This window comes from Vibrio sp. ECSMB14106 (assembly GCF_000972265.1).
GTDB classification, from domain to species: Bacteria; Pseudomonadota; Gammaproteobacteria; order Enterobacterales; family Vibrionaceae; genus Vibrio; species Vibrio kanaloae.
This window is the reverse complement of record NZ_LAUM01000044.1, coordinates 24,948-36,631: the sequence shown is the minus strand read 5'-3', so window position 1 is coordinate 36,631 and position 11,684 is coordinate 24,948. Positions and strand designations below refer to the sequence as shown.

Here is an 11,684-nt window from a genome sequence, read left to right as displayed (position 1 = left end):
AAGATAAAGTTTTAGGGGTGTAGCTCCAATTGGCAGAGCAGCGGATTCCCCGACTTACCAAAACAGAGCGTGTTAGGAATCTAAACTTCCACCTATATCATATACAAAGCCTCAGCAAAAATGCTGGGGCTTTTTTGCTTTATATTTGTTCGAATTTTTAGTCGATAATTCCTACCTTTACTAAAATATAGTCTTAAAATGTAAGTGCTTACTTATCTCAGTCGCTGTTATAAGTAACTAACAGTACAAACTATGCTTCTTTATGAGAATTATTCTCAATATTTTGTTACATTTTAGTTGTTATTACTAAAAGGCAACAAATATGGATATTTCCCGTCGTAAGTTTATTCAATCATCTCTCGCTATATCTGCACTCACTGTACTGCCTGCTTGCTCTATGAAACGGGTGGTTTATGAACAAGGAAAGTATGTTTATGACCTAACGGCAGAGCCTTCAACCGCTGAACTCGTGACGGGGTTTGAGACTAATATTCTAGGCTTTAATGGGCAGATTCCAGCGCCGACTATTCGTTGTCGACAGGGGGAAAAGGTCACAATTCGTTTTACGAATAAGCTTTCAGAGCCGACGACCATTCACTGGCATGGTCTGCGAATTCCAATCGAAATGGACGGGGTTCCTTTCTTGAGCCAGTCACCGATCATGCCGGGTGAAACCTTTATTTATGAATTTACGCCACCAGATGCTGGTACGTTTTGGTATCACCCACATATGAACAGTGTTAAACAGCTTGGTATGGGCTTGGTTGGTCTAATTATCGTTGAGGAGAGCATCCCAGTGCAGTTTGATGAAGAGCACGCACTGATGCTTAAACATTGGCATATCGATAAGAAAGGCCAATGGAAAGATCTAATGATCCCACGCCTCAGCGCTCGCATGGGCACGCCAGGAGAGTGGAGTAGCGTTAATGGAATACATGAGCCTGTTTATCGGTTAAAACAACATGCAACGACCAGGCTGCGTATCGCTAATGTTGATAACACGATTACCTATCCAATTTCTATTGAAGGGGCTGAAGCATGGGTCATTGCTATCGATGGCAACCCTGTAAAGACACCCTATAAGCTGACTCAACATAAAATAGGCCCAGGTATGCGTGTTGATCTCGGGCTAATAGCACCTAAAGCTGGTGACCGAGTTAACGTTCTCCAGATGAAGGGGCGTTTCCCATTTTCTTTGTGTCAATTTGAAGTCTTAGGTTCCGAATTTACTCAAGAGCGAGCATTACCAGTATTACCATTGAATCCAGTACCTAACCTAGATCTTGCTAATGCAGAAGAAATAGACTTTTTATTTGAATGGGAAGGGGCGGTTTCTCCAGTATCTAAAGATGGAAAATCTATGCCTAAGTTTTGGCTAACTAATAAACGAGCATGGGAGGGGATGAGCAAAGATAATATTCCTGAACCGTTGGCGACTTTAGAATTGGGTAAAACCTATATATTCGATCTTAAGAACGTCACTCAATATCATCACCCGATTCATATTCACGGTCATACATTCACTGTATTGGAACTTGATGGGAAGAAAGTTGAAGAGCCTTTCCATACCGATACAGTGTTACTTGGAAAAAATGGCCGAGCTAAAGCCGCATTTGTTGCAGACAATCCTGGGCGCTGGATGTATCACTGTCATGTTATAGAACACATGAAAACGGGTTTAATGGGATATATTGAAGTTAAGTGACACCTGTAACGTTTAATATTTGCGCATGCATTCTTAGTTTCTACCCTCGCTTTTATCGGCGGTAAAGTTAGAATGTAGGGGATACTGTTTGGGAGGAGTCATGGGTCAGTTATCTATTTTAGGTTTTATTGCCATTGGTGGGGCGTTTGGTGCTTGCTCACGTTATTTGATTTCAGAGTTATGTGCGGTGATGTTAGGGCGTGGTTTTCCTTTTGGTACGCTCACCGTTAACGTTATTGGTTCCTTTATTATGGGATTACTTATTGCGGCATTTGAAAATGAGATACTCGCAACGGAACCATGGAGACAGATTATCGGCCTAGGTTTCCTAGGTGCACTGACGACGTTTTCTACATTTTCGATGGATAACGTGCTTCTTATGCAGCAGGGTGCATTTTTTAAGATGGGGATCAATGTACTGCTCAATGTGGTTCTCAGTATCTCAGCAGCATGGATCGGCTTCCAACTTTTGATAAAGTCTTAAAGTTTTTTTACGATTTGTTAACAACTCGGCTTGGTTTATCTAAGCCGTTTTTATATACTCGATCATACTTGTCGGAGTGCCATATGGCTGAGACCGTTAACTCGGGATCCGTTGAACCTGATCAGGCTAATACCTGCGAAGGGAACAAGAGTAGATATCTAACTAGAAACCTTCTAGAGATCTATCTCCAGATCACAACTGTATTTCTTACCGTGATCCCTCTTGTAGCATCTAATCCGTCAAGCATTTTTTATCCCTATAAATAATGGCTAAAAGCCAAGGAAAAATGCTATGTCGAGTCGTAAACAAGCAAGACTGGAAGCGAAGAATTTCATTGATTCTTTATCCGTACAACCTTACCCAAATTCGAAAAAGGCTTACATTCAAGGATCTCGAGAGGACCTTCAAGTCCCTGTACGAGAAATATCACTCGCTGATAGCCTGGTTGGTGGTAGCAAAAAAGAGCCCGTATTCGAGCCTAACGAGCCTATTCATGTCTACGATACCTCAGGTGTTTATACCGATCCTACACATGAAATAGACCTTTACAGCGGCCTTCCTAAGTTGCGAGAGCAATGGATTGAAGAGCGTGGCGATACGGAACTGCTCGATGATGTAAGCTCTGTTTACACCAAAGAACGTTTAGAAGATGACACCCTAGACGACCTTCGTTACGGTAATCTGCCTAGAATTCGTCGCGCGACTGGCGATCAATGTGTGACTCAACTGCATTATGCTCGTCAGGGTATAATCACTCCTGAGATGGAGTACATTGCGATACGTGAGAACATGGGACGTCAGAAGTTTGCTGATGAGCAGCTGAACCACCAACACCCTGGCCATAACTTTGGCGCAAACCTACCGAAAGAAATTACCCCTGAGTTCGTGCGTCAAGAGGTTGCTGAAGGTCGAGCTATTATCCCTTCAAACATCAACCACCCAGAATCAGAACCAATGATTATTGGTCGAAACTTCTTAGTGAAAGTGAACGCCAATATCGGTAACTCTTCTGTAAGCTCTTCGATTGAAGAAGAAGTTGAGAAGCTAGTATGGTCGACTCGCTGGGGCGGCGATACCGTAATGGACCTTTCTACCGGCCGTAATATCCACGAGACTCGTGAATGGATCCTTCGCAATAGCCCTGTGCCGATTGGTACGGTTCCTATGTATCAAGCGCTTGAAAAAGTGAATGGTGTAGCCGAAGACCTTAATTGGGAAGTCATGCGTGACACCTTGATTGAGCAAGCAGAGCAGGGCGTTGATTACTTCACTATTCACGCAGGCTTACTGCTTCGCTACGTGCCTATGACGGCTAAACGTGTGACTGGCATTGTCTCTCGTGGTGGCTCTATTATCGCGAAATGGTGTCTTGCCCATCACCAAGAAAGTTTTCTCTATACCCACTTCCGTGAGATCTGTGAGATCTGTGCGAAGTACGATGTAGCTCTTTCACTAGGTGATGGTCTGCGTCCTGGCTCTATTGCAGATGCCAACGATGAGGCTCAATTCTCGGAGTTACGTACTCTAGGTGAGTTAACTAAAGTGGCTTGGGAATACGACGTTCAGGTGATCATTGAAGGTCCTGGACATGTACCTATGCATCTTATCAAAGAGAATATGGATGAGCAGTTGGAGCACTGCCATGAAGCGCCTTTCTATACGTTAGGCCCGCTGACGACAGATATTGCCCCTGGTTACGACCATATTACCTCTGGTATTGGCGCGGCCATGATTGGTTGGTACGGTTGCGCGATGCTTTGTTATGTAACCCCTAAAGAGCACCTAGGCTTACCAAATAAAGAAGATGTTAAGACTGGCTTGATTACTTACAAGCTGGCAGCACATGCTGCAGACTTGGCTAAAGGACATCCGGGTGCACAAATCCGAGATAATGCATTATCTAAAGCACGTTTTGAATTCCGTTGGGAAGACCAATTTAATCTAGCTTTAGATCCGGAAACTGCGCGTTCTTTCCATGATGAAACTTTGCCGCAAGAGTCGGGCAAGGTTGCCCACTTCTGCTCAATGTGTGGCCCTAAATTTTGCTCAATGAAGATCTCTCAAGAAGTTCGAGAGTACGCGAAAGACACCGAACAAGTGGCTGCTGATCAGGCTATCGAGATCAAGATGTTGGATAACCCGTTGGAAGGGATGCGTCAGAAATCAAAAGAGTTCCGTGATACTGGCTCTGAACTTTATCACCCTGCAGTAAGTGCAAAAGAAGCTCAATTAGAGGAATAATGACAGTGAAGATTCTCATCCCATCTCAATACATCGAGTTAACGGGGGAGGTTCAAAACTGTCTATTGGTTGCTAAGCGACAAGGCTTGGCAACCGATGCAGTTGAGTTGGGTGTAAGCCCGACTCAATACTTCTCTATCGTTGATGCTCAGCAGGTGTTATCTATTGGCTTTGTTCATGATGTTGATTTATTGGCGGAGTGCAAGTTAGCGCAACTGAACCATATTATTGATTACAGCAATTCAGTTTCGCTAGTTGACGTTTGTGATGCCTTTACACAAACTCCGAATACCATTTATATCGGTGTCTCAGATGATTCAGCTGTACTGGATCTCTGGTCACACTTAGGTTCTAATCGTGTTATCAAGAGCGAAAGTACAGCTCATCAAGAGTTAGATAGTCGTAGCCACTTTGCTTGGTTACTTACTTTGTTGGCGCTGGAATTTCCATTGGAAGACGCACTGGTTTTAGCTCGCGCAGCGTCGAATGTTTCACGTGGAACATGGCCAGCACATTATCAAAATTTTCCTATCCCTGTTCTAGAAGACGAACGACTGGATATCAGTGTTGGTTGGGCTAACCAAGGGACATCACTTTCTTTCCCTGAGTTGAGCAAAGATAGCCTCGGCTTATACCCGGTGGTTGATGATGCTGAGTGGATAGAAAGATTGCTTAAGCTTGGAATCAACACAATCCAACTGCGTATTAAGAACCCGCAGCAAGCCGACTTAGAGCAACAAGTCGCACGATCGATCGAACTTGGTCGAGAACATAACGCTCAGGTTTTTATTAACGATTACTGGCAGCTTGCACTCAAGTATGGTGCTTTTGGTGTGCACCTGGGGCAAGAGGATATTGAAGAATCAAACCTTTCCCAACTTAGCCTAGCGGGTATTAAGATCGGTCTATCGACTCATGGTTATTATGAGTTGTTACGCATCGTCCAAATCAATCCAAGCTACATTGCACTAGGCCATATATTTCCGACCACGACGAAACAGATGCCATCCAAGCCCCAAGGCTTGGTGCGTTTGTCTTTGTACCAACAGCTAATTGATACCATCCCATACACAGAAAAGCTTGTTGGTTATCCGACGGTGGCTATTGGCGGTATTGACCAATCGGCAGCTGCGCAGGTTTGGGATTGTGGTGTCTCGAGTTTGGCGGTTGTACGTGCGATTACATTAGCAGAAGACCCAAAACAAGTTGTCGAGTTTTTCGATAAGCTGATGACCTCTAACTCTTCAACGACTAATAAAGAGGTTATGCGGGAGCCTAGCTATGTTGAGTGACTTTGAGTTTATTCGTTACCAACGACAAATTGCATTACCTGAGGTTGGTGAGCAAGGGCAACGAAATCTGTTAAACAGCCACGTGTTGGTGATTGGTTGTGGTGGTTTGGGTAATGCTGCTGCTCTCTATCTCGCAGCTTCTGGTGTCGGAAGGATCGTATTGGTCGATGATGATTGTGTGGATTCGTCTAACTTGCAGAGGCAGGTAGCGTTTAAGGAAAGCCAATTAGGTTCACCTAAGGTCGAAGCTCTTAAACAACAACTGAATGATCTCAATGGCCGCAGCCAAGTAAGAACCATCAATCAACGAATGAGTGAAAGCCAGCTTGAATTAGAAGTGATGTTGGCTGATCTCGTGTTGGATTGCACTGACAACTTCGTTTCACGCCAGCAGGTTAACCAAGCATGTTTCAAAGCTAATTCACCTTTGATATCAGGTTCTGCAATCGGTTGGAAAGGTCAATTTATTGTCTTTGATTATCAGAACCAGAAAGGGTGTTACCACTGCCTGTTTCCGTTCGATCATCATCCACAAACAACGCGCTGTAGTGATAGCGGCATAATTGGCCCAGTGGTCGGCACGATAGGCAACCTCCAAGCTCTTGCTGCGATTCAGCGTGTTAGCAGTGGCGAGTTTAAAGTCGCAACACATCAGCTTAAGTTGTTCGATGGCCAGAGCATGAACTGGCAAAGCCTGATGGTCACTCAAGATAGCGAATGTCCAGTTTGCAATACATCGGCGACCCAACACTTAGAAGAAGAAGCACAATGAGTAACATAACTATTTCTATAAACGAGCAACCAGAGCAGGTCGCGCAATCATCGTCTCTCTCAGACATCATCCAAGCACTATCGCTACCTGATTTGGGCTGTGTATTTGCTATCAATAATGCGGTTGTACCGCGTAGCCAATGGCAACAAACCATCGTCAACGAAGGCGATTCCATCTCTCTTTTCCAAGCGATTGCAGGGGGCTAACCATGTTAACCATCGCAGATAAAACGTTTCAATCACGACTCTTCACTGGAACCGGCAAGTTTGCAAACAAATATTTTATGGCGAGTGCGATCGAAGCGTCAGGCTCTCAACTGGCAACTATGGCGTTGAAGAGAGTGGATATTCGCTCTGAGCAAGATGATATTTTGCAGCCCATTATTGATGCTGGCGTCAATTTACTTCCGAATACCTCTGGTGCGAAGAATGCAAAAGATGCCATCTTTGCTGCGCATTTGGCTCGTGAAGCACTAGGCACAAACTGGCTAAAACTTGAGATTCACCCGGATCCAAAGTACTTAATGCCAGACCCCATTGAGACACTTAACGCTGCTGAGCAGTTGGTTAAAGATGGCTTTGTTGTGTTGCCTTATTGCCACGCTGACCCTGTTCTGTGTAAGCGGTTAGAAGAGGTAGGCTGTGCTGCCGTTATGCCGCTAGGCGCGCCGATTGGTTCAAATAAGGGGATTGCGTCTGCAGACTTCTTAGAGATCATTATCGACCAAGCGAACGTCCCTGTGATTGTTGACGCTGGTATTGGTGCGCCATCTCATGCTGCTCGTGCAATGGAAATGGGGGCGGACGCTGTGTTAGTTAACACCGCGATTGCTGCCTCTCAACAGCCTGTTGAAATGGCGATTGCCTTTAAGTTGGCAGTTGAAGCAGGTCGTATGGCTTACCTTGCAGGTCTCGCTGGTCAGGTATCTCACGCGGTTGCTTCAAGCCCGCTAACCTCATTCTTAGACGAGTAGTATTACTATGACGTTTGTTGATCGATTTAAACAGCTCAACTGGGACGACATTGGTATGTCTATCTTCAGTAAAACGGCGGCGGATGTTGAACGCGCGTTGAGTAAACCCAAACGAGACTTAGAAGATTTTAAGGCTTTGATCTCTCCGGCAGCAGAACCTTACTTAGAGCAGATGGCACAACAATCGTTGGCGCTAACGCGTAAGCGGTTCGGTAATACGATGTCGCTTTATATTCCTTTGTATCTATCTAACTTGTGCGCGAATGCGTGTACGTATTGTGGTTTTTCGATGGAGAACCGTATCAAGCGTCGTACATTAACCTTGGATGAAATTGATGCTGAAAGTGCAGCTATTAAAAAGATGAAGTTTGATAGTGTTTTGTTGGTCACCGGTGAACATGAAACTAAGGTTGGAATGAATTACTTCCGACAGGTGTTGCCGAATATCAAAAAACAATTCAACTACCTTGCGATGGAAGTACAGCCGCTTGACCAGCATGATTACGCAGAACTTAAAACTCTCGGCTTAGATGCGGTGATGGTTTACCAAGAGACCTATCAACCAAGAACCTACGCGGAGCATCATCTGCGTGGCAATAAAATGGATTTTGAGTACCGCCTCGAAACTCCCGATCGATTGGCAAAGGCGGGTATCGATAAGATAGGTATTGGAGCCTTGATTGGTTTGGAAGATTGGCGAACCGACTGCTTCTTTGTTGCTGCTCACTTAGATTACCTAGAACGTACTTACTGGCAAACTCGTTACTCAATTTCGTTCCCGCGCCTTCGTCCTTGTGAGGGGGGAGATGCCAATGGTGGTCTACAACCTAAGTCTGTTATGAGTGATAAACAGTTGGTTCAACTTATCTGCGCGTATCGATTGTTAAACCCAGAGGTTGAGTTATCTCTTTCGACTCGTGAGTCTGCAACTTTCCGCGACAATGTGTTGCCATTGGGAATAACAAGTATGTCGGCGGCTTCGAAAACCCAACCTGGCGGTTATGCTTCGGGCGAAGAAGAACTTGAGCAGTTTGAGATAAGTGATGAGAGAAGTGCTGCCGATGTGGAGTCGATGATTCGTCGGCGAGGATTCGACCCAGTGTGGAAAGATTGGCACAGTGCTTATTCTGGCTAGTTAACATCTAAATTAATGTTCCACGTGAAACATTAGTTTAGATGTATTGATACATACAAACAGAAACGGCTACCTGTTAGGTAGCCGTTTTTCTATTGTCACTTTTTATTTAACTTAGTAAGTGTGTTTTGATTCAGTTAATAAGCTAGCTAAACCTTATGCGTGAGCTAATGGAGTCGTTGACTGGCGCAACCATTCCAACGTATCACCTTCAACTAATGGGCTAAGATCGTGCCATACTTTTTGATGGTAGTCGTTGAGCCATGCCAGTTCAGGTCGTGTTAGCAAATCGACGTTGATATTGCGTTTATCGATAGGGCAACGCGTTAGTGATTCAAAAGTCAGTACTGAGAAGTCACCTTGAGTTGGAAGCTCAACAACCAGCTCTAGGTTTTCTATACGGATACCGAACTCATCAGTACGGTAGTAACCCGGCTCGTTTGATAACACCATGCCTTCAACAAGAGGTACGTCAACCAGCTTTTTAGAGATACTTTGCGGACCTTCATGAACACTTAAAAAATGCCCAACACCGTGACCAGTACCGTGATCGTAATCGAACCCTTCAGCCCATAAGTGCTGACGCGCTAGGATATCCAGTTGGCAACCTCGAGTACCCTGTGGGAAACGAGCACGTGCAATACCGATGTGACCTTTAAGTGCGAGAGTGAATTGCTGGATCATTTCGTCGCTTGGTTGGCCAATCGCGATAGTGCGAGTGATATCAGTGGTGCCATCTAGGTACTGACCGCCTGAGTCGACTAGGTACAGAGTATTCATTTCTAGCTGACCTGGTTCAGGTTGGTTTTCATGATTGTAATGACACATTGCTGCGTTTCCGCCAGCTGCTGATATTGTGTCAAAGCTTAGGTCCATCAGTGTTGGATCTTGTTCACGGAATGATTGTACTTTGTCAGCCAAGACTGCTTCGTTGTGTAGGTTGCCCTGAGCCACTTCTGCATCAATCCAAGACAAGAACTTCGCCATCGCAACACCATCACGAATGTGACACGCCTTCATACCGGCAATTTCAGTTTCATTCTTCGCGGCTTTTGGCATTAAGCATGGGTCTGCTGCTTCAATGATATGTGCGCCAGCATTTTGCAGAACAAGTGTGTACCAAGCGTTACTGGTACCTGAATCGACCGATACATTTTTGTCTGCTAAAGATTCAAGGCAGGATTTAAGCTCTGATGGATGAGAGACACGAATACCATTACCGACGTGTGCTTCAAAGCCTGCAGGGATACGCGCTGGGTCTAAGAAGAAATCGACGCTTTCATCGGCGTGAATGATCGCGTTGGATAAAACAACAGGTAGTCGAGAGACATCCAAGCCACGAATGTTAAGCAACCAACAGATTGAATCGAGTTCAGTAAGAATAGCCGCATCAGCACCTTTTGCCTTGAGTATGCGTGCAATCTCATCGCGCTTGCTTGTACTTGACTGACCAACGGCGTCTGTTGCCATTAGGCGTACATCAGATACGATAGGTTCAGGGCGATCAGACCAAAGCTGATCTATTGGATTAGAAGAGAGTGCTGTTAGTTCCACTTTATCTGCGAGTTTTGCTTGTGTGCCTTTCAACCAAGCTGAGGTGTGCATGCGCGGATCGAATGCAACCTTACTGCCTTGCGGTAATGAATTGATGATCCAATCTAAAGCGGGTTCTTCAATAAGGTGGCGATATTCAAACAACTCTGCTGGTACCTGCTTACGAACCTGAACGGTATAGCGACCATCAACAAATATAGCAGCCTTCTCACGAGTGATAACCGCTGTACCTGCAGAACCAGTGAAGCCGGTTAACCAATGCAGTCGCTCGTTATGAGCTGGAACGTATTCTCCTAGATATTCGTCTTCGTGTGGAATGATCACGGCATCTAAGTGGTTTGATTCAAGCCAAGATCGAACCGCAGCAACGCGTTCAGCAGTGGTATTGTGCATCTGTGTTTATCCTTATTGTTAGGGTCCTTATTAGCGCCCACAGTAGAGATACCTATGAGGGGACTAAGTCAATAAGCTAGCGCTTTTGTTCGTTTGCTGCAAATACTGAACGCCATTTTTATCTAAGGTGCAGGGTTTTTTCTTTTATGATATCTCGCAGCCAAGTTAATGCTGGGTCGTTTTCTCTGTCACGGTGCCAAAACAGAGTGTATGCCATCGGAGGGAATTCCATCGGTAAAGGGACCACCACTAGGTCAAGTTGTTTGGCAACAAGATAAGTAAAGTGGCTTGGTGCCGTAAATACAAAATCAGTATAAGTACACAAGCTTGCGGCGCTATTGAAGTCTGGTACCGAGATAGCGATATCACGTTGGTGCCCCATGTCTGCCAGTTTATAATCTAGCAACCAGCGGTCATTTCCATCGCACCTGACTTGCACATGCCGTTGTGCAAGGTAAGTACCTAAGTCCCATTTGCCAGTTAAGGCTGGGTGGTTACGTCTTAGTACACACATTTGCGCGTCACGATAGATCTCTTGCTCACAGATATCATCCGGTGGCTGCATGGTTAGCCTAGCATCGTTGATGTCTATGTCTTTTCCCGTTAGACCTATATCCAACTCACCAAGCTGTAGTTTTTTAAACGTTTGTTCTGACCAAGTGTGAGTGTTGATGTTAACTTTTGGGGCCTGCCTAAATATCGCAGGTAAAAAGTGAGGAAGAATCAGCGGGTAGACACTTTCTACAGCCGCAATATGAAAACTGTGGTCGCTGTTATTGGGAGTAAAAGTCTCTGGTTGGGTAAGTACATCAAGCTGGTTGATCAACGTTTCTAATCGAGGTTTGAGGAAAACCGCTTTTGGTGTTGGTCGTAGACCATGAGCACTGCGTGTGAAAAGGGGGTCATTAAATTGCTCACGAAGTTTTGCTAATGACTTACTCACCGCTGATTGGCTCAAGCACAAACGTTGTGCGGTGCGAGTGACACTCAGCTCTTCTATCAGTACCTGAAGACAAACTAATAAGTTTAGGTCGAGGCGTGACAGTTTTTCTATATTCATGTGAGTTTCCTATTTGGAATAATGCTAATGAGTATATGCCATTTTTGTTCATATCTTTAGTTGGTTATTATGCAT

The 11,684-nt window shown here is 44.9% G+C and carries 10 protein-coding genes and 1 riboswitch; of the genes, 8 read left to right on the top strand and 2 right to left on the bottom strand.

Going from position 1 to position 11,684, the window contains the following annotated elements; genetic code table 11:
- Window positions 1-322: 322 nt before the first annotated feature.
- From WR49_RS19670 to thiH, 8 genes are all read left to right on the top strand, one after another.
- Window positions 323-1,705, top strand: a complete 1,383-nt coding sequence (locus tag WR49_RS19670) for a multicopper oxidase family protein (protein WP_046225137.1) — start codon at window positions 323-325, stop codon at window positions 1,703-1,705.
- Window positions 1,706-1,805: 100 nt separating this feature from the next.
- The gene (crcB, locus tag WR49_RS19665) at window positions 1,806-2,189 is read left to right on the top strand and encodes a fluoride efflux transporter CrcB (protein ID WP_017055293.1); all 384 of its coding nucleotides are present in this window, start codon (window positions 1,806-1,808) and stop codon (window positions 2,187-2,189) included.
- A gap of 62 nt (window positions 2,190-2,251) precedes the next feature.
- Window positions 2,252-2,350, top strand: a riboswitch (TPP riboswitch).
- A gap of 130 nt (window positions 2,351-2,480) precedes the next feature.
- A complete protein-coding gene (gene thiC, locus WR49_RS19660; RefSeq protein WP_017055292.1) occupies window positions 2,481-4,430 on the top strand; it encodes a phosphomethylpyrimidine synthase ThiC in 1,950 nt (649 codons plus the stop codon).
- The gene (locus WR49_RS19655; protein ID WP_017055291.1) at window positions 4,430-5,722 is read left to right on the top strand and encodes a thiamine phosphate synthase; all 1,293 of its coding nucleotides are present in this window, start codon (window positions 4,430-4,432) and stop codon (window positions 5,720-5,722) included. The genes thiC and WR49_RS19655 overlap by 1 nt, the downstream gene beginning before the upstream one ends.
- Window positions 5,712-6,494 carry a HesA/MoeB/ThiF family protein gene (locus WR49_RS19650; protein WP_017055290.1) on the top strand — a complete coding sequence of 261 codons (783 nt, stop codon included), beginning with the start codon at window positions 5,712-5,714 and terminating at the stop codon, window positions 6,492-6,494. The genes WR49_RS19655 and WR49_RS19650 overlap by 11 nt, the downstream gene beginning before the upstream one ends.
- Window positions 6,491-6,700, top strand: coding sequence for a sulfur carrier protein ThiS (gene thiS / locus WR49_RS19645; protein ID WP_017055289.1), 210 nt, complete (start codon window positions 6,491-6,493; stop codon window positions 6,698-6,700). The genes WR49_RS19650 and thiS overlap by 4 nt, the downstream gene beginning before the upstream one ends.
- Window positions 6,701-6,702: 2 nt before the next feature.
- Window positions 6,703-7,467 (top strand): thiazole synthase, encoded by a 765-nt coding sequence (locus tag WR49_RS19640; RefSeq protein WP_046225136.1) that lies wholly within the window; start codon window positions 6,703-6,705, stop codon window positions 7,465-7,467.
- Window positions 7,468-7,474: 7 nt separating this feature from the next.
- On the top strand, window positions 7,475-8,602 hold the full coding sequence (thiH, locus tag WR49_RS19635; protein WP_017055287.1) for a 2-iminoacetate synthase ThiH: 1,128 nt from the start codon (window positions 7,475-7,477) through the stop codon (window positions 8,600-8,602).
- Window positions 8,603-8,758: 156 nt separating this feature from the next.
- On the opposite strand, the gene WR49_RS19630 is transcribed toward thiH, so the two are convergent.
- Together WR49_RS19630 and WR49_RS19625 are read right to left on the bottom strand one after the other, a co-directional pair.
- On the bottom strand, window positions 8,759-10,549 hold the full coding sequence (locus WR49_RS19630) for an aminopeptidase P family protein (protein WP_017055286.1): 1,791 nt from the start codon (window positions 10,547-10,549) through the stop codon (window positions 8,759-8,761).
- Window positions 10,550-10,667: 118 nt separating this feature from the next.
- The gene (locus WR49_RS19625) at window positions 10,668-11,609 is read right to left on the bottom strand and encodes a LysR substrate-binding domain-containing protein (protein ID WP_017055285.1); all 942 of its coding nucleotides are present in this window, start codon (window positions 11,607-11,609) and stop codon (window positions 10,668-10,670) included.
- Window positions 11,610-11,684: the final 75 nt, after the last annotated feature.

Coding starts and splice junctions, on each gene's coding strand:
- thiC (WP_017055292.1), top strand. CDS start 2,481: ATGTCGAGTCGTAAACAAGCAAGACTGGAAGCGAAGAATTTCATTGAT.
- WR49_RS19670 (WP_046225137.1), top strand. CDS start 323: ATGGATATTTCCCGTCGTAAGTTTATTCAATCATCTCTCGCTATATCT.
- WR49_RS19655 (WP_017055291.1), top strand. CDS start 4,430: ATGACAGTGAAGATTCTCATCCCATCTCAATACATCGAGTTAACGGGG.
- crcB (WP_017055293.1), top strand. CDS start 1,806: ATGGGTCAGTTATCTATTTTAGGTTTTATTGCCATTGGTGGGGCGTTT.
- WR49_RS19625 (WP_017055285.1), bottom strand. CDS start 11,609: ATGAATATAGAAAAACTGTCACGCCTCGACCTAAACTTATTAGTTTGT.
- WR49_RS19630 (WP_017055286.1), bottom strand. CDS start 10,549: ATGCACAATACCACTGCTGAACGCGTTGCTGCGGTTCGATCTTGGCTT.
- WR49_RS19650 (WP_017055290.1), top strand. CDS start 5,712: ATGTTGAGTGACTTTGAGTTTATTCGTTACCAACGACAAATTGCATTA.
- WR49_RS19640 (WP_046225136.1), top strand. CDS start 6,703: ATGTTAACCATCGCAGATAAAACGTTTCAATCACGACTCTTCACTGGA.
- thiH (WP_017055287.1), top strand. CDS start 7,475: ATGACGTTTGTTGATCGATTTAAACAGCTCAACTGGGACGACATTGGT.
- thiS (WP_017055289.1), top strand. CDS start 6,491: ATGAGTAACATAACTATTTCTATAAACGAGCAACCAGAGCAGGTCGCG.